The sequence below is a fragment of the Stappia sp. TSB10P1A genome, from assembly GCF_900185725.1.
Lineage (GTDB): Bacteria > Pseudomonadota > Alphaproteobacteria > Rhizobiales > Stappiaceae > Stappia.
In genome coordinates, this window is record NZ_FYAU01000036.1 from 100,938 (window position 1) to 118,756 (window position 17,819).

Annotated in this window: 20 protein-coding genes and 1 tRNA gene; 9 read left to right on the forward strand and 12 right to left on the reverse strand. The window is 64.6% G+C overall.

Features of this window, described 5'->3' with window-relative positions:
* Positions 1-56 precede the first annotated feature (56 nt).
* From TSB10P1A_RS19130 to TSB10P1A_RS19165, 8 genes are all read left to right on the forward strand, one after another.
* Positions 57-133 (forward strand) — tRNA-Pro (locus TSB10P1A_RS19130).
* Between the two features lie 119 nt (positions 134-252).
* On the forward strand, positions 253-1,143 hold the full coding sequence (locus TSB10P1A_RS19135) for a DUF930 domain-containing protein (RefSeq protein WP_186389546.1): 891 nt from the start codon (positions 253-255) through the stop codon (positions 1,141-1,143).
* A gap of 148 nt (positions 1,144-1,291) precedes the next feature.
* Positions 1,292-1,582: a ribbon-helix-helix domain-containing protein gene (locus TSB10P1A_RS19140; protein ID WP_186389547.1), complete on the forward strand. Its 291-nt coding sequence runs from the start codon at positions 1,292-1,294 to the stop codon at positions 1,580-1,582.
* A gap of 167 nt (positions 1,583-1,749) precedes the next feature.
* Positions 1,750-2,145, forward strand: a complete 396-nt coding sequence (locus TSB10P1A_RS19145; protein ID WP_186389548.1) for a VOC family protein — start codon at positions 1,750-1,752, stop codon at positions 2,143-2,145.
* Between the two features lie 30 nt (positions 2,146-2,175).
* Positions 2,176-2,700: a Twin-arginine translocation pathway signal gene (locus TSB10P1A_RS19150; protein ID WP_186389549.1), complete on the forward strand. Its 525-nt coding sequence runs from the start codon at positions 2,176-2,178 to the stop codon at positions 2,698-2,700.
* A gap of 14 nt (positions 2,701-2,714) precedes the next feature.
* The gene (locus TSB10P1A_RS19155; RefSeq protein WP_186389550.1) at positions 2,715-4,286 is read left to right on the forward strand and encodes a GMC family oxidoreductase; all 1,572 of its coding nucleotides are present in this window, start codon (positions 2,715-2,717) and stop codon (positions 4,284-4,286) included.
* Between the two features lie 236 nt (positions 4,287-4,522).
* On the forward strand, positions 4,523-5,776 hold the full coding sequence (locus TSB10P1A_RS19160) for a sorbosone dehydrogenase family protein (protein WP_186389551.1): 1,254 nt from the start codon (positions 4,523-4,525) through the stop codon (positions 5,774-5,776).
* Between the two features lie 2 nt (positions 5,777-5,778).
* Positions 5,779-6,414, forward strand: coding sequence for a cytochrome c (locus TSB10P1A_RS19165; protein ID WP_186389552.1), 636 nt, complete (start codon positions 5,779-5,781; stop codon positions 6,412-6,414).
* Positions 6,415-6,454: 40 nt separating this feature from the next.
* Here the strand turns inward: TSB10P1A_RS19165 and TSB10P1A_RS19170 are convergent, their stop codons facing one another.
* From TSB10P1A_RS19170 to TSB10P1A_RS19195, 6 genes are all read right to left on the reverse strand, one after another.
* On the reverse strand, positions 6,455-7,123 hold the full coding sequence (locus TSB10P1A_RS19170; RefSeq protein WP_186389553.1) for a MerR family transcriptional regulator: 669 nt from the start codon (positions 7,121-7,123) through the stop codon (positions 6,455-6,457).
* A gap of 33 nt (positions 7,124-7,156) precedes the next feature.
* Complete coding sequence (locus TSB10P1A_RS19175) at positions 7,157-7,477, reverse strand: integration host factor subunit alpha (protein ID WP_186389554.1); 321 nt, start codon at positions 7,475-7,477, stop codon at positions 7,157-7,159.
* Positions 7,478-7,646: 169 nt separating this feature from the next.
* Positions 7,647-8,624, reverse strand: a complete 978-nt coding sequence (locus TSB10P1A_RS19180; protein WP_186389555.1) for a beta-ketoacyl-ACP synthase III — start codon at positions 8,622-8,624, stop codon at positions 7,647-7,649.
* A complete protein-coding gene (gene plsX / locus TSB10P1A_RS19185; protein ID WP_186389556.1) occupies positions 8,621-9,682 on the reverse strand; it encodes a phosphate acyltransferase PlsX in 1,062 nt (353 codons plus the stop codon). Before plsX ends, TSB10P1A_RS19180 begins: the two co-directional genes overlap by 4 nt.
* Positions 9,683-9,995: 313 nt before the next feature.
* Positions 9,996-10,553: a DUF177 domain-containing protein gene (locus TSB10P1A_RS19190; protein ID WP_186389557.1), complete on the reverse strand. Its 558-nt coding sequence runs from the start codon at positions 10,551-10,553 to the stop codon at positions 9,996-9,998.
* Between the two features lie 18 nt (positions 10,554-10,571).
* The gene (locus TSB10P1A_RS19195) at positions 10,572-11,111 is read right to left on the reverse strand and encodes a ubiquinol-cytochrome C chaperone family protein (RefSeq protein ID WP_186389558.1); all 540 of its coding nucleotides are present in this window, start codon (positions 11,109-11,111) and stop codon (positions 10,572-10,574) included.
* 141 nt (positions 11,112-11,252) lie between these two features.
* Between TSB10P1A_RS19195 and TSB10P1A_RS19200 the strand changes: the two genes are divergently transcribed.
* Entirely contained in the window at positions 11,253-11,690 is a 438-nt protein-coding gene (locus TSB10P1A_RS19200) for an outer membrane protein assembly factor BamE (protein WP_186389559.1), read from the forward strand.
* 115 nt (positions 11,691-11,805) lie between these two features.
* Here the strand turns inward: TSB10P1A_RS19200 and TSB10P1A_RS19205 are convergent, their stop codons facing one another.
* The 6 genes from TSB10P1A_RS19205 to nrdR form a co-directional block, all read right to left on the reverse strand.
* Entirely contained in the window at positions 11,806-13,941 is a 2,136-nt protein-coding gene (locus tag TSB10P1A_RS19205) for a sodium-translocating pyrophosphatase (protein WP_186389560.1), read from the reverse strand.
* Positions 13,942-14,336: 395 nt separating this feature from the next.
* Positions 14,337-14,864: a transcription antitermination factor NusB gene (gene nusB, locus TSB10P1A_RS19210; protein ID WP_186389561.1), complete on the reverse strand. Its 528-nt coding sequence runs from the start codon at positions 14,862-14,864 to the stop codon at positions 14,337-14,339.
* Position 14,865: 1 nt separating this feature from the next.
* Entirely contained in the window at positions 14,866-15,312 is a 447-nt protein-coding gene (ribH, locus tag TSB10P1A_RS19215) for a 6,7-dimethyl-8-ribityllumazine synthase (RefSeq protein ID WP_186389562.1), read from the reverse strand.
* Positions 15,313-15,517: 205 nt separating this feature from the next.
* Positions 15,518-16,120, reverse strand: a complete 603-nt coding sequence (locus TSB10P1A_RS19220; protein WP_186389563.1) for a riboflavin synthase — start codon at positions 16,118-16,120, stop codon at positions 15,518-15,520.
* A gap of 1 nt (position 16,121) precedes the next feature.
* Positions 16,122-17,246: a bifunctional diaminohydroxyphosphoribosylaminopyrimidine deaminase/5-amino-6-(5-phosphoribosylamino)uracil reductase RibD gene (gene ribD / locus TSB10P1A_RS19225; protein ID WP_186389564.1), complete on the reverse strand. Its 1,125-nt coding sequence runs from the start codon at positions 17,244-17,246 to the stop codon at positions 16,122-16,124.
* Between the two features lie 20 nt (positions 17,247-17,266).
* On the reverse strand, positions 17,267-17,743 hold the full coding sequence (gene nrdR / locus TSB10P1A_RS19230; RefSeq protein ID WP_186389565.1) for a transcriptional regulator NrdR: 477 nt from the start codon (positions 17,741-17,743) through the stop codon (positions 17,267-17,269).
* Positions 17,744-17,819 lie beyond the last annotated feature (76 nt).

Below are 17,819 nucleotides of genomic sequence, written 5' to 3' on the forward strand. Positions count from 1 at the left end.
CGCTTGCGTGCCCCTTGCGAAGCGGATAGGAAGAACGGGCTCGCGAAGCGGGCAGTCGGGCAGTAGCGCAGCCTGGTAGCGCACTTCACTGGGGGTGAAGGGGTCGTCGGTTCAAATCCGGCCTGCCCGACCATTCGCATCTCGCCCTGCTTGGCGTTCAGATCGTCATGCAGTGGCCGGAATATCCGGGCCGATGCGTGACATGCTCAGCCCCATCATCCATAGACGCCAAGCAGCAAAGCCGGTCGTGCGATGAGCGCGCGCGAGATCGCGACCCAGGCCGATCTTGAAGACGTTCGGGCAGGCCCCATCGACACTGAGGGGGCCTCGACACCTGCTTTTGCCGATCAGCCCCCAGCCCCTCCGGAGCGTTGGGACCTGACGCTCGGCCTTGCCTTGTCGGCAGCCTTTCACGTCGCGGCATTCGCAATGCTTGCACTGCTCTCGGATCCTCCACAGCCCTACGGCGTATCGTATGACGATGCGGTCGAAGTGGTGCTGGTACCGCTGCAAACGCGAGCCGAGCCTCGGCTGGGGGAGGTTGCGGACGCCCCCCGGGGGACGACAACGCAGCCCGCAGACGATGTGTCTTCCGCAGCACCTGCGCCATTGCAGCAACATCGGACGCAGGACGAGCAGGTGCCAGCAGACTTGCCAACCGATCGGGCGTCAACGGACGCCCCGCCTTCGCCCACGGCCAAGGATGCCGCCCGCGTCACGCCCGCCCCTCCCCGGCGACGGGTCCCTGAACTCACCGAGGCGCGCACCCTCTACACCTCGCGGTTGCGCGACACAGCGCTCGGGCGCGCGGCGCTCGCCGAACTGGACTTGGCCGACCCGGAAGAGCGAATCTTTCAGTTGTGCACCTATGAGGCGGTCGAGCAACTGCGCCGGGAGCATCCGGACCTGCGGTTCGAATACGCAATCGCCGAGGCACGCGAGGAAGCGACGCTGACGGGCCTGGCGCTGGAGGCAAAGGGAGCGGCAATCCAGGGACGCGGACGCTGGTACGACCTCTCCTTCCGCTGCGAAGTGGCGGAAGATCTCATGGGGGTCACCGGGTTTGCCTTCGCCCTGGGACCGGAGATCACCCGCCCGGAGCGCGACGACCTCGACCTGCCTATCGACGGCCCGATCCATTGACGCGCAGCAACGGGTTCCGCCCTGGCTGCAGGTCCGGAGGGGCAGGCTCGACCTCTGGTCCACTTGTGCGATCCGCGAACAGCGCTACCATGCTTGACAAGGACCGGAGCACCGACAAGAACCCGGCCGTCACGTGGGAGGAACGTACATGTGCCACATCTTTGCCGGGCAGGACCCGGGCGACTACGAACCCGAAATGCGGCGCCTGCGACTGAACGGACAGAGCACCAGCATCCGGCTCGAACGCTCGTTCTGGGAGATCATCGACGAGATCGCGCAGAGCGAAGGCGTGAGCACGCCGGCCTTCATCTCGAAGCTGCATTCCGAGGTGCTGGAACTGCGGGGCGAGACGCGCAACTTCACTTCGCTGCTGCGCTGTGCCTGTCTCGTTCGGCTTCGCCAGACGGTTCCTCAGATGCATCTGGAAGCTGCGGAGTAAAAAGCGCCTGTAGTAAAACTTTACTACCCATGAAGTGAATCCCGGACGCATCCTTTCTCTATCGGAAGAACTGGGCATCAGCCATCTGGCCGCAGTCTTGCGGCCAGGGCTGTCCGATTGAAGAAAGCTGCCGGCACCGCCGTCAGGACTGATCCAGGAGAACACTCGTGGCGAAATGCATACACGCGATGATCCGCGTGCTCGATGAAACGCGTTCCGTTGGCTTCTACAAGACGGCATTCGGGCTCGACATTGCCGAACGGCTCGAGTTCGACGACTTCATCCTCATCTATCTCAGAAATGCCGACGCGGATTTCGAGGTCGAACTGACGGTCAACAAGGGACGCACGGAACCCTACGACCTCGGCAACGGCTACGGACATCTGGCTTTCTGCGTCGACGATCTCGATGCGGAACACACCCGCTTCGAGCAGGCCGGGCTCGCTCCGCGCAAGATCGTGGAGTTCAACCGCGACGGCGCTCTGCTGGCCCGCTTCTTTTTCGTTCAGGATCCGGACGGCTATCAGATCGAGGTGCTGCAGCGCCACGGTCGCTATCGCTGAACGGGGCACACCGTTTCGGGAGGGAGGAAAATGACCGAAACACTGACCCACAGACACATGACCAGACGGCAACTGCTGGCACGCAGCGCAGCAGTTGGCGCCGCATTCGTCATCGGACCGGGCTTTCTGGCCGCCAACACCGCGGCATGGGCAATGGAGGTCGCCCATCTGAAGCCGCAAACCATGGCAACCCTGATCCGCATGGCCCGCGACATCTATCCGCACGATCATGTGGCGGACGAGTATTACGCCATCGCCGTCAAGGGATACGACGTCCCCGACAAGGCGGCGATGATCGAGGCCGGCGTTACCGCGCTCGACGCGGCGGCCCAGGGCAAGGGGCATGCCGGATATCTCGCGATCGGCTGGGAGCGCGAGCGCTCCGACCTCCTGCGATCGATGGAGGAGAGCCCCTTCTTCCAGACCGTGCGCGGCGGGCTGGTCACCGGGCTCTACAACCAGAAGGCCGTGTGGCCCCTCTTCGGCTACGAGGGGGAAAGCTACTCGCTGGGCGGCTACATCGACCGGGGTTTCGACGACATCAACTGGCTCTGAGGGAGGAGGCTGTCATGGCCGCACCATTCGACCTGAACGACGACACGGTCGTCGTGGTCATCGGGACAGGCGCCGGCGGCGGCGTCCTGGCCAATGAACTGGCCCAGAAGGGCGTCAGCGTGGTGGCGCTGGAAGCCGGCGGGCGCTATCTGCCGGAAGACTACATCAACGACGAGTGGGAGAGTTTCGGGCAACTGGCCTGGCTCGACCCGCGTTCGACCTCCGGCGACTGGCGCGTTGCAAAGGACTTCTCCGGCCTGCCGGCATGGATCGTCAAGGCTGTCGGCGGCACCACCACCCATTGGGCGGGTGCGTCGCTGCGCTTCCAGCCGCACGAATTCAAGACCCGCAGCACCTATGGCAATGTCGAGGGTGCCAACCTGCTCGACTGGCCGATCGACCTTGCCGAGATGGAACCCTGGTACGAGAAGGCGGAGGAGAAGCTGGGCGTCACGCGCACCGGCGGTCGAGAAGGATTGCCCGGCAACAACAATTTCAAGGTCTTCGAAGCCGGCGCGCGCAAGCTCGGCTACACGGAAGTCCATACCGGACGCATGGCAATCAACTCGGCGGAGAACGACGGCCGCTTTGCTTGCCAGCAGACCGGCTTCTGTTTCCAGGGGTGTAAATGGGGCGCCAAATGGTCCGCCGCCTATACGGACATCCCGCGCGGCGAAGCCACCGGCAACCTTGAGGTGCGCGAGCGCGCCCATGTTCTGCGGATCGAGCACGATGCCGGCGGCAAGGTGACCGGCGTGCTCTATGCCGACAGGGACGGTAACCAGCACCTGCAGAAGGCGCGCGTCGTCTGCGTCGCGGGCAACTCGATCGAGAGCCCTCGCCTGCTGCTCAACTCCGCCTCGAGCCTCTTCCCCGACGGGCTTGCCAACTCCTCCGGCCAGGTCGGACGCAACTACATGCGGCACATGACCGGATCGGTCTATGCCGTGTTCGACAAGCCCGTGCGCATGTGGCGCGGCACGACGATGGCCGGCATCGTCCAGGACGAGGCGAGGCACGATCCCTCGCGCGGCTTCGTCGGCGGCTACGAACTCGAGACACTCGCCCTCGGACTGCCGTTCATGGCAGCGTTCCTGGATCCGGGTGCCTGGGGCCGCGAGTTCACCACCGCGCTCGATTCCTACGAGAACATGGCCGGCATGTGGATCGTCGGCGAGGACATGCCGCAGGAGACCAACCGGATCACGCTCAATCACGAGCTCAAGGACCAGTACGGGCTGCCGGCGCCGAACGTGCATTTCACCGACCACCCCAACGACATCGCGATGCGCCGCCATGCCTACAAGCAGGGCATCGCGATCTACGAGGCAGTCGGCGCGACGCGCACCTTCCCGACGCCGCCCTACCCCTCCACGCATAATCTCGGCACCAACCGCATGTCGGAAAACCCGAGGGACGGCGTGGTCAACCGCTGGGGTCGGGCGCACGACGTGCCGAACCTTTATGTGTCGGACGGCAGCCAGTTCACCACCGGCGCGGCGGAGAACCCGACGCTGACTATCGTGGCGCTGGCGATCCGCCAGGCCGACCATATCGCCTCGCAGATGTCGCAAGGACAGTTGTAGCCAGCAGCCCCGGACGAGAGAGGGCGGGCAGAGACAAGGGGTAATAGACCCGCCCTTCTCGCAAAGATTGCATCATTTGTCATATGTATGATTTTATATTTCCCGCTCACCTGTCCGGACGAGGCCGCCTGTTCCTGGGGCGCGACCGTCCGGGGTCTTTCGAGCGTCAATCGGGACGCAGATCCCGTGCATTGCGACCGCTCCCGCGGTCCAACCATCACCACCGGAGGAAACGCATGAAGACCTTCCTGCTTGCAAGCATGGCTCTGCTGGCCGCGACATCCCTCGCCGCCGCGCAGGCGCCGGTGCCGGACAACCTCGAGAAACTGTCGAATTTCCAGAGCACCGGCACCACGGAGTTCACCTTTGTGGAGCAGAGCGGCGCCTATGCCGACGGCATCCGTGAAACGCTGAAGCGCATCAAGCTTCCGGCCGGGTTCAAGATCGACCTCTATGCCGTGGTCCCCGATGCGCGCCACATTGCCGTCGGTCCGCAGGGCATCGTCACCTTCGTCGGCACGCGCAAGGACAAGGTCTGGGCCGTGACTGATCGCAACAAGGATCGTGTCGCGGACGAGGTGAAGGACTTCGCTCCCTCGCTCAAGTTTGCGATCCCCAATGGTCCGTGCTTCTCGAAGGACGGCTTCCTCTACATCGCCGAGCAGAACCGGGTGCTGGTCTATCCGGCTGCGGAGTTCTTTTACGAAAGCCCTGACGTCGCCGCCTTCAACGTGATCAAGCAGGGCGAACTGGTTCCGCCATCCGAGGAGAGCTACAATCACACTGCACGGGTCTGCAGGATCGGTCCCGATGGAAAGCTCTATATCTCGCTCGGCCAGCCGTTCAACGTGGCGCCAGCAGAGAAGCTGGATCTGTACAACGAGTTCGGCATTGGCGGCATTATCCGCATCAACACCGATGGAACCGGGCGCGAGGTCTACACCTACGGCATTCGCAACTCTGTCGGACACGACTTCCATCCCCAGACCGGAGAACTCTGGTTTACCGACAACCAGGTGGACGGCATGGGCGACGATATCCCTCCGGGCGAGATCAACAGACAGACAGCGGCCGGACAGCATTTCGGGCATCCCTGGTACGGCGGCGGCGACGTGCGGACCAACGAATACGCGAACGAGGAAGTGCCGGTGGAGGTGGTCATGCCGGCCGTGGAGACGATCGCCCACGCAGCCGATCTTGGAATGTCCTTCTATACAGGCCGCCAATTCCCGGAGAAGTACAGGAACGCGATCTTCTCTGCACAGCATGGCTCATGGAACCGCACGGAGCCGGTCGGCGCGCGCGTCATGGTCACCTTCATCGATAGTGAGGGCAATGCCACCACGGAGGCTTTCGCCGAAGGCTGGATCGATGAGAACGGAGAGTATCTCGGCCGCCCGGTCGACGTCGCCCAGTTGCGTGACGGTTCTATTCTGGTGTCCGACGATCTGGCCGGAGCCCTCTACCGAATCTCCTACGAGGGGAACTGAGAATGAAGCGACCTGCGATGGTGCTCACCTGCGCCATGCTCCTCGCTGGTCCGAACCCGGGCGGGATTGTTCCTGCCCGGGTTGCCGGTTCCTCACCCGCCGTCGCCGAGGGCACTCTCGGTGATCCGGAAGCTGGTCGCAAACAGGCCGGCCAGTGCCGTACTTGCCACGGCCTTGAGGGCATGGCCCGAATACCGATCGCACCTCACATCGGCGGCGAGCCTGCCTCCTATATCGAGTCTCAGCTCAGCGCGTTCCGGGACGGCCGGCGCACGCATGAAATGATGAGCGTGGTGGCTCAGTCGCTCGACGACGCAGCGATTGCCAATCTTGCCGCCTGGTACGGGGCGCAGCAGGCCAGCGCGGTCCTTCCCGCCGGAGTTTCGGAGAATGACGCCCCTGTCGAGTGCAGCACGTGTCACGGCGTCCAGGGAATCGGGCAGATGGACGGCGTGCCAAACCTCGCCGGAGAGAGCGCGATCTATATCGATACCCAGCTCAAGGCGTTCCGGCTCGGGAAGCGCCAACACGACGTGATGTCGGCGATAGCGGCAGACATGAGCGACGAGGACATGCGCCGCGTTGCGGACTGGTATGCGGCGATAACCTTGGAGATCGCACCGCCAGAAACCCGCTAGCCGCCGGCGCGGTGTTTAGCAGGCACTCGCTCCCGCCGATCTACCGCGCCTGATCGAGGATGCGCTTGCATTCCAGCAGCTCGAAAAGCGTCGCCTGGAGGCGGCGGATATCGTCCTTCGACAGATTGCCGGACGGAGCCTCGACACGCTCGCCGAGCAGCCGCTCCATGAGACGAAACCCGGCGCGCGTCGTCGGCATCTCCGGCGGCACGGCCCCCTCGGGCAATATGCCGCGCGGGATCGGCTCTCCATCATCGTCCGGATCGACGAACTGCGGTTCCGCCTGGCGTGCTCGAGGTGCCTGCATGCTCGGCGCGAAATCCGGCGTGCGCGGCTGCGACCTTGGCGGAGCAGCCGGCGGGGGCACCACGTCCTCGACCTCCGGTTCGTCCGTCCCCGGCTGTGCGGCAAGGGCCGCGAGCGCGATACCATCCTCGCGCCAGACCTGCATGACGAAACGGGGGCCCTGTTCCTTCAGGATGCGCTGCACGCCCTTGATCGTATAGCCTTCGCCATAGAGCAGATGCCGGATGCCACGCAGCAGATCGATATCGTCGGGACGATAGTAGCGACGACCGCCGCCGCGCTTGAGCGGGCGGATCTGGGTGAAGCGGGTTTCCCAGAAACGGAGGACGTGCTGCGGCAAGTCGAGATCGTCGGCGACCTCGCTGATCGTGCGAAAGGCGTCAGGGCTTTTTTCGACGGTCACTGAAATGGTGCTTCATCGTCCGCCGGCGCTGTCTCAGTCGCCGCTCCCGGACGCTCCCATCATCGTCTCGTTGATGCGCTTCTTGAGCACGTTCGACGGTTTGAACACCATCACTCGGCGCGGGAGGATAGGCACCTCCTCGCCGGTCTTCGGATTTCGTCCGATGCGCTCTCCCTTGGAGCGCACGACAAAGGACCCGAATGACGAGAGTTTCACCGACTCTCCGGCAACGAGACAGTCCGCGATCTCCGACAGGACCTTTTCCACGAGTTCCGATGATTCCGATCTTGAAAGGCCGACTTTCTGGTAGACCGCCTCACAAAGATCGGCCCGCGTAACTGTCCTGCCGCTCATAGTCCCTCCTTGGCCGAACCTCGTGGTTCGACGGTGTCAGGGATATTCTTCTTTGACCCTTCGGGGCCCACCGAACCCGGAAGACAGCCTATTGGCTCGCGCGCAGACGGTCAACAGTCTGACCTTGCTCCGGTTCGTAAAAGTTCACAAGGCTCAAGCCTTTGCATGGCTACCAGCGCAGCAGCGACGCTCCCCAGGTGAAGCCGCCGCCCATCGCCTCGAGCATGATCAGGTCGCCGCGCTTCACCCGCCCGTCGCGCACCGCCTGGTCGAGCGCCAGGGGAATCGAGGCCGCGGAGGTGTTGCCGTGATCCTCCAGAGTCACAACCACCTTGGCGGGGTCGACGCCGAGCTTCTTGGCGCTGGCGTCGATGATGCGGCGGTTGGCCTGATGGGGAATGAACCAGTCAAGGGACTCGGCGCTGGTGTCGGTTGCCTCGAAGGCTGCCTCGACCACGTCGGTGATCATCGACACCGCATGGCGGAAGACTTCCTTGCCCTGCATGCGCAGGTGGCCGACGGTCTGGGTCGAAGACGGACCGCCATCGACATAGAGCTTGTCCTTGTGGGCGCCGTCGGAGCGCAGGTGCGAGGTCAGGATACCCCGATCGGCCGTGGTCCCGTCCCCCTCCGCTGCCTCCAGGACAATGGCGCCTGCCCCATCGCCGAAGAGCACGCAGGTGGTGCGGTCCTCCCAATCGAGGATGCGGGAGAAGGTCTCAGCGCCGATCACCAGCGCCCGTTTTCCCATGCCGGCCCGCAGATAGGCATCCGCCGTTGCCAGCGCATAGACGAAGCCCGAACAGACCGCATGCACATCGAACGCGAATCCGCTGGCGATGCCGAGCCTGTGCTGGACCGTGACGGCAGTCGCCGGGAAGGTATTGTCCGGTGTTGCCGTGGCAAGAATGATCAGATCGATGCTCGTCGCCTCGCACCCTGCCGCCTCAAGCGCCTTGCGGGCAGCAGCGACCGCGAGATCGGAGGTGAACTCGCCGTCCGCCGCGATATGCCGGGCGTGGATACCAGTGCGCTGGACGATCCATTCATCGGAAGTGTCCACCATCCTGGCGAGATCGTCATTGGTCAGCCGGCGGGCCGGAAGATAGCTGCCGGTCCCAAGAACGATGGATCGCTTGACTGTCACTGATCACCTTCCGATCCGTCCCGCGGCGCGAACCGGCCGCGATGGTAGCTTTTGAGGTCTTGGGAAATCTTGTTCATCAGATCGTTGCGGGCCATGTCGTAGGCAAGTTCGACGGCGGCGGCAAAGCCTTCCGCGTCGGTTCCGCCATGGCTCTTGATGACGATGCCGTTGAGGCCGAGAAAGACGCCGCCATTGACCTTTCGGGGATCCATCTTCTCCCGCAGCCGGTCGAAGGCATCCTTCGCCAGCAGATAGCCGAGCCGTGCCCGCCAAGTCCGATTCATGGCGGAGCGCAGGTAGCTGCCGATCTGGCGCGCTGTCCCTTCCGCTGTCTTCAGGGCGATATTGCCGGCGAACCCTTCCGTCACCACCACATCGACGACGCCCTTGCCGAGGTCGTCCCCCTCGACGAAGCCGGCATAGGTCAGCGATCGCAGGTTGGCCTCGCGCAGCAGCCGGCCGGCGGTGCGCACCTCTTCCAGGCCCTTCACCTCCTCGACGCCGATGTTGAGAAGGCCGACGGTCGGGCGTTCGATGGAAAAGAGGATGCGGGCCATCGCACCGCCCAGCAGCGCGAAGTCGATCAGTTGCTGGGCATCGGCGCCGATGGTCGCGCCAACGTCGAGGACGATGGATTCGCCCCGTGTGGTCGGCCAGATCGCCGCGATCGCCGGCCTCTCGATATTCGCCATGGTGCGCAGGCAGAATTTCGACATGGCCATAAGGGCGCCGGTATTGCCCGCCGAGACGGCGACATCCGCATGACCGGTCTTCACCGCCTCGATGCAGCGCCACATGCTCGACTTCCAGCGCCCCTGGCGTAGCGCCTGGCTGGGCTTGGCGTCCATGGCGACGGCGACCTCGCAGTGATGCAGCGTCGAGGCGTCGCGCAGACGCGGATGCGCCTGCAGCAGCGGCGCCACCGCATCCGAGTTGCCGTAGAAGGAAAAGCTGATGTCGGGACGCCGTTCCAGCGCCAATGCGGCTCCAGGAACGACGACTTCCGCCCCCCTGTCGCCGCCCATTGCATCCAGCGAGATTCGAACCGTCTGAGCCATCGTCCGTGTCTTCTGGATCGGCGGCGACGCCCCACCCGAAGGGAAGAGAGCGCGCCGATCGGCATTGCTGTCCCGAATTCTCCAGACCGCTCGGGCCCGGGACGACAATGCTGCCGTCTTGTCTTGTTGTTGCCTGCGCCGCCCGACGGGTCGTTTCACAAGGTCGTGCAACCTCATGACTTGCGGGCAGCCGTTGCCACGACACACGAAAGAGTGGTTGGACTCCCCTTCATCCGAGGCGTTGGGGAACATACCTGTTTACAACGGAGAGACAACAGCTTTCTGGCCTTCAGCCGCGCGCAAGATGTGCGGCCTACTCCTCATGCTTGCGGAACCGCTCCAGAACGGCGAATGGCGACGGCGGTTTGTCGTCCGCATCGACTTTGCCGTCTTCGCCATAGCCCTCCGGGAGCTCCGCCCCGGGCGCGCGCGGAAAGGGGTCCAGCGCCAGCGCCAGTTGCTCGCACAGGATCGCGCCGAGATCGAGCCTTCCCCCCTCCAAAAGATCCGGTGGGTCTTCGGCAAAGGCATCGATGTCGATCTCGCCCTCCTCCTCGACGCCGGACAGGGCTGCGGCATCGGGGTCAAACCGCATGGTGAATGCCTCGTCGATCTGCTGTTCCACCGGCTGCAGCGTGACAACGCAAGCCTGAGTCGCCCGCGCCTGGAGCCGGCCTTCGATCGCAACGCCGTCACGGCGCCATCGGCGCAGTTCGAACCGCGCAACGAGATCTTCCAAGGCGAGCAGCGAGTAGGCCTTGGTCAGGCGCTGGAGTTGCGCCTCGTCCGGCCGCAGATCCACCACCAACGGCTTGTCGGTCAGATGCTGGATGTCCTGCGGGTGCGACAGAGGGAAGTCAGCGAGTGCCATGAACGTCTCCTTCCAGCTTTACCCTATGTCGACCGGCTCGCCCGGCCACTTGGGGCCGCTGGCGACGATCTGCGATGCCTGCTGGCGGTCCAGCCCGTCCGCAGCTTCGCGCAGGTAGCGGGCAATCGCATGCGCAGCACCCATGTCCGACGCGCCGGCGAAAAGATTGCGGTCAACGACGCTTGCAAGCTCCTGCAAGCCGTCGGCGGCCAGAGCCTCGGCAATCGCCGCGGCGCGACCATAGAAGGCCTCGGCCATCTTCTTCACCTTTTTCGGAACCCCAAGATCGCCGACACCCATTTCCCGCAGCGACCCGTCCATGTCGGCGAAAAACGTGTCGAAAAGCTCCTGGGAGAAACTGGCGACTTCCCCTCCCTCGCCCCGGAGCCGGTTGAGCACCAGGATCGTATGAAGCATGACCATCTCGAAACGGCCATCGACGGTATCGGGCACGTTATAGCGGACGTAGAGCCAGGGCTGCCGCGCCTGTGCCACGATCGAGGTGTATGCGGCGAGCACTTCCGGACGCTGACGCCGGCGAAAGAGACCGAAGACCATGGGTTGCCTCGCTTGGACGAAGGTTGCCAAGTGGCCTAACGCAGGTTAGGGACTTTGCCAAGGACGCGCGGAGCGATAAAGATGGCGCACGGCTGCCTTCCGGTCGTGAGAGCTGCCAGAAAGCAACAGGATACGCTTCATATGAAGACATGGATTCGCGGAGCATTGCTGGCAGGCGTTCTGGCGCTGCCGCTCGGTGGCTGCTTCACCACGACGCTCAATCACGGCCATGTCATCCCGCCGGACCGGGTGCGGGACATCCAGGTGGGATCGAGCCGTGAGCAGGTCGAACTGCTGCTTGGTTCGCCCTCGACCGCCTCACGGCTCGACGGCGAGGCTTATTACTATATCTCGCAGGTGAAGCGGACCACGGCCTTCATGAGCCCGCGGACGGTCGAACAGCGGGTCGTTGCGGTCTATTTCGATGAGGACGGCTTCGTTCGCGACACCGCCTATTACAGCCTTGAGGACGGCAAGGTCGTCGACATCCTCAACCGCAAGACCCGCACCGGCGGCTCCGACTACGGCTTCCTGTCGCAGATCCTGCGCGGCGCCCAGAACCCGAGCCTCAACCTCTAGAGCCCCGTTCGGCCTCTTCAAACGCAACGCCCGCAGCCGAGGCTGCGGGCGTTTTTTGTCATGCGGCACGGCATGGAAGCGGCAGGGCCGCCGGCAAGCGACGGCCCCAGTTTGGTCAGGCATGCGCCAACACGGCCAGCAACAGCAGCGCCATGATGTTGGTGATCTTGATCATCGGGTTGACCGCAGGACCAGCCGTATCCTTGTAGGGATCGCCGACCGTATCACCGGTGACCGAGGCCTTATGCGCTTCCGAGCCCTTCATGTGCCGGACCCCGTCCTTGTCGACGAAGCCATCCTCGAAGGACTTCTTGGCATTGTCCCAGGCACCGCCACCCGCCGTCATCGAGATGGCGACGAAGAGGCCGGTGACGATGACGCCGAGCAGCATGGCGCCGACGGCGGCAAAGCCCTGAGACTTGCCGGCAATGGCAGTGACGACGAAGAACACCACGATCGGCGACAGGACCGGCATCATCGACGGGATGATCATCTCGCGGATTGCCGCCTTGGTCAGCATGTCGACGGCGCGGCCATAGTCCGGCTTCTCCGTGCCTTCCATGATGCCCGGCTTCTCGCGGAACTGCCGACGCACCTCCTCGACGACCGAGCCGGCGGCGCGGCCGACGGCGGTCATCGAGATGCCGCCGAAGAGATAGGGAAGCAGGCCGCCGAACAGCAGGCCAACCACCACGTAGGGGTTGGACAGCGAGAAATCGACGACGACCCCGTCGAAATAGGAGCCCGGCGTCGCATTGGCCGCAAAGAACTTGAGATCCTCCGTGTAGGCCGCAAACAGCACCAGCGCACCCAGACCGGCCGAGCCGATGGCATAGCCCTTGGTGACCGCCTTGGTGGTGTTGCCGACAGCATCTAGCGCGTCGGTGGTGACCCGCACCTCCTTCGGGAGCCCTGCCATTTCGGCGATGCCGCCGGCATTGTCCGTCACCGGGCCGAAGGCATCGAGCGCAACCACCATGCCGGCGAGTGCCAGCATCGTCGTCACTGCGATGGCGATGCCGAAGAGTCCTGCCAGGTTATAGGCGCCGAGAATACCCGCGATGATGACGATGGCGGGCAGTGCCGTCGCTTCCAGCGAAACGGCAAGGCCCTGGATCACGTTGGTGCCGTGGCCGGTAACCGAAGCCTGGGCGATGGAGCGGACCGGCCGGTAATCTGTACCGGTGTAATACTCCGTCACCCAGATGATCAGGCCGGTGACCACAAGGCCCACAAGCCCGCAATAGAACAGATGCCGGCCGGAGAATGTCAGCCCGCCGGAGGTGGTGTATTCGGTCGAGAAGCCGAGCCAGAAGAACACGATGCCGAACAGGGCCACAGCGGACAGCACGGCGGTTGCGACGAAGCCCTTGTAGAGGGCGCCCATGATCGAGTTGCTGGCGCCGAGCTTCACGAAGAAGGTGCCGACGATCGAGGTGACGACGCAGGCTCCGCCGATCACCAGCGGCAGAAGCATCAGTTCCAGTGCCGCCGCTCCGGTGAAGAAAATGGATGCCAGCACCATGGTGGCAACCACCGTCACCGCATAGGTCTCGAACAGGTCTGCCGCCATGCCGGCGCAGTCGCCGACATTGTCGCCGACATTGTCGGCGATGGTGGCCGGGTTGCGCGGATCGTCTTCCGGAATGCCGGCCTCGACCTTGCCGACGAGATCGCCGCCGACATCCGCACCCTTGGTGAAGATGCCGCCGCCGAGACGGGCGAAGATAGAGATCAGCGACGCACCGAAGCCGAGCGCCACCAGTGAGTCGATGACGACCCGGCTCTGAGCCTCATAGTTGAGGATTTCGGTGAGGATCGTGAAATAGACAGCGACGCCAAGCAGGGCAAGGCCCGCGACCAGCAGACCGGTGACGGCGCCAGCCTTGAAGGCGATCTCGAGGCCCGCGGCAAGCGAGGTGCTGGCCGCCTGCGCGGTGCGCACGTTGGCGCGCACGGAGACGTGCATGCCGATATAGCCGGCGGCGGCCGACAGGATCGCGCCGATGGCGAAGCCGATGGCGACCAGCATGCCCAACAACCAGGCGACCACTGCGAAGATGGCAACGCCGACGATGGCAATCGTTGTGTACTGACGGTTGAGATAGGCCTGCGCGCCCTCCTGGATGGCGCCGGCGATTTCCTGCATGCGCGCATTGCCGGCATCTGCCGCCATGACGGACTGAATGGCCCACGCGCCATAGGCGATGGACAGTAGGCCACACAGGATTACGATTACGAGCTCGAGCATACTTCCCCCCAATGAAGGACGCGAAAGGACCTTTTCTTGTTCTTGTCTGGTCCTGCGGGAGGAACGGTATCTGTCCTGTGCGTCCCGTCAAGGACGAGTTTCCACCCAGTTGCGGAAGGAGACACGACCAGCAGCATCAGGCCCTGCCCTGCCCGCAAGGCCGGGCCGCCATTCCTTACGCTGCGGAAGATTTACCGGAATCGCCCGGAACGAGCCGCACCGGCGGGTGCAAGGAGCTGCTCCACGGACGGCTCCACCGGCACTTGATCCGGTTCCGCCTCATGGCATTTCCATTTAGAAAAGTTGTGCCAGGGCCGCAGGATCGCGCAGGAGGCGCAAGCCACGACGAATCGCCGCAGCTCCACGGACTCACTCCTCACGCAAGGGCAGGCAGATCAGGCGTCGTCTTCCGCCGGCTCCGGTTTGCCGGGGCCGTCGAACTCCGCCGCGCGAAATTCCCGCGCCAGCTTGTCGAGCACGCCGTTCACCATACGCGGCTCGTCCTTCTCGTAGAAGGCGCGGGCAACATCGATGTACTCGCTGATCACGACGCGGGCCGGCACGTCCTTGCGCCGCATCAGCTCGAAGGCACCGGCGCGCAGGATGGCGCGCAAGGTCGTGTCGATCCGCTTCAGCGGCCAGCCGGCCACCAGCGAGCGATGGATCACTGGGTCGAGATAGCGCTGTTCGGAGACCACGCCCTTGACGAGGTCACGAAACCAGCTCGCATCCGCCTCCCGGTACTGTTCGCCGTCGAGTTCGGCCCCGAGACGGAATGCCTCGAACTCCACCAGAACATCGGCAAGGTTCGAGCCGCCGACATCCATCTGGTACAATGCCTGCACGGCAGACAGACGGGCAGCCCCCCGCTTGTTGGCGGGGCGCACCAGCGGCTCCGTCCGGGCTTCGTTGTCCTCGGTCATGTCAGATCCCGAAGCGGTCCCTGATCGCGATCATGTCGAGCGCGGCCTGCGCCGCTGCGCCGCCCTTGTTCTTTTTCGCCGGATCGGCGCGCACCCAGGCCTGCTCGCCGTTCTCGACGGTCAGGATGCCGTTGCCGAGCGGCAGCGCCGCATCGATCACCAGTTCCATCACGGCGCGGGCGGATTCGTTGGCGACAATGTCATAATGGGAGGTCTCGCCGCGGATCACGCAGCCGAGCAGCACGAAGCCGTCATAGTCGGCGGTTCCGGCCTCCATGGCGGCCAGCGCCATCGCGAGGGCGGCCGGGATTTCCAGGACCCCAGGCACGGAGACACGGGTTACATCCGCCCCCTGCCCTTCAAGCACCTCCATGGCGCCGGCAAGCAGGGCATCGGCAATGTCTTCGTAGAAGCGGGCGTCGATGATCAGGATTCGGGGAGTCGTCATGTCGCTCTCTTCGCTTTCATATCGTTGCGGCCCGGTCGCCGGGCGCATGCGGGACGAAACAGATCGCCACTCCGAAAGCCGGTCCAGCCGGCGTCAAGGTGCCGGTAGGAACCATGCCGGGCCGCGTTTGTCCAGCGCGGATTGCCGGGGGCGGCCATGCCGCCGCGGGATAGCCGCGCAAGGTGCAGACCGGGCGGGACGAAGGTCAGCGATACTCGGCGAGCCGGGCCGCGTAGCGGGCCATCATGTCGACTTCGAGATTGATCCTGTCACCGGGCTTGCGCTCGCCCCAGGTGGTGACCGCAAGGGTATGCGGGATGAGAAACACGGTGAATGTGTCCCCTTCCACCTCGTTGACGGTCAGCGATGTGCCATGCAGCGCCACGCCGCCCTTCCTGGCGATGAACGGCGCGCAATCTGCCGGGACGCGGAAGCGGAAGAACACCGAGTCCGGGTGGTCGACCCGCTCGATGATCTCGGCCGTTCCGTCGACATGGCCCTGGACGATGTGTCCGCCCAGTTCATCCCCAATCTTCAGCGAGCGCTCCAGGTTGACACGGTCGCCAACTGTCCAGCTTCCGACGGTGGTCAGACGCAACGTCTCTGCCGCCGACTCGATCTCGAACCAGTTCTCGCCGCCGTCCCGGCCGCGCGCGGTGACCGTATGGCACACCCCGTCGCAGGCGATCGACGCGCCGATCTCGATCCCCTCGGGATCATAGGCGGTGACGATCCGCGTGCGCAGTCCGGCCGGAATCGTCGCGACCGACGCGATCCGCCCCATATCCGTGACGATCCCGGTGAACATCTCAGCTCCTTTCACGAAGGAAATGGGTCATGGTGTCGGCACCGAACCGCCTTGCCCCGACCTTGCGGAAAAACACGCTAGCGGTCACCAAGTCGACCCCGCGTTCCCCGAAGGGAAGGATGCCGCCGTCGCCGATGGTCAGATCGCTTTGCGAGATGATGACTTCATCGGCCAGATCGGCATCGAGAAACGCACGGGCGACCGCCGAGCCTCCCTCGACCATCAGCTTGGTAATGCCGCGCTGGCCGAGGGCGCGAACGGCGGTCCGCGGGTCGATCGGCTCTCCCTTGGCTCGCGCCAGGCGGATCACCGTGCAGCCCGCCGCGCTCAGCGCGTCGACCTTTTCGACCTCCGCATCGGCCGCCACCAGCAGCCAGAGCGGGATGTCGCCCGCGCTCTTCACCAGCCTGCTTTCCAGCGGCAACCGCGCGGTCGTGTCGAGAACGATGCGGACGGGCGAGCGATGGGACAGCCCCGGCAATCGGCAGTTCAGCATCGGATCGTCGGCGAGCGCCGTGCCGATCCCGACCAGGATCCCATCGCACTCGGCCCGAAGAACATGCACACGGCGGAAGACATCGTCCCCCGTGATGGCGATCTGGCCGGCACCGCGCCGGCCGATGAACCCGTCCTGCGATACCGCCAGCTTCAACACGACCAGCGGACGACCCCGGGTCAGGCGGCTGACATGACCTGCGTGGAGCGCGCTGCACAGATCCTCCCGCACCCCTGAGCGAACCTCGACGCCGGACGCCTGCAACATGGCGACGCCGCGCCCGGCGACGCGCGGGTTGGGATCGAGCAGACCAATCACCACACGCCGCACACCCGCTTCGGCCAGCGCCACGCAGCACGGCCCCGTCCGCCCGTGATGGGAGCACGGCTCCAGCGTCACGTAGCAGGTAGCCCCTCGGGCCGCTTCTCCTGCCTGTGCGAGCGCGACCACTTCCGCGTGGGGACCTCCCGGCGGACGGGTATAGCCGCGTCCGACGACAACGGGGCCGTCGCCGTCGTCGCGCACGATCAGCGCTCCGACGGCCGGGTTGGGCCAAACGCGTCCCAGCGCTCGCCGCGCATAAGAGGCGGCGGCGGCCATGAAACGATCATCGTCCCAACTGTCCGGCATGGTCAGTTCATGTCCAAGGATCAGCCTTCGCCGACGGCAGCGGCGTCAGGCCCGCTCATCTCGTCGAGGAGCGCCTCGAAATCCTTGGCTTCGCGAAAATTCTTGTAGACGGAAGCAAAGCGGACATAGGCGACATCATCGATCACCTTCAGGCCCTCCATGACCAGGTTGCCGATGTCGCTCGCCTTGATGTCGCTTTCTCCCGAGCTTTCGAGCTGCCGGACGATGCCGCTCACCATCCGCTCCAGCTTCTCCGGTTCAACCGGACGCTTGCGGGTGGCGATGCGCACCGACTGCATCAGCTTGTCTCGATCGAAGGGAACACGCCGGCCGCTGCGCTTGATCACGGTCAACTCGCGCAACTGGACCCGCTCGAACGTGGTGAAGCGGCCACCGCAAGCGGTGCAGATCCGACGGCGGCGGATCGCGGTGTTGTCCTCCGTGGGACGCGAGTCCTTCACCTGGGTGTCGTCACACCCGCAATACGGGCACTTCATGCTGTCTTGGCTCCGGACCGGCGGACCCCTGCAAGAGGCGATCCACGGAGACTGGCTGCCGGCACGCGACTTGCGC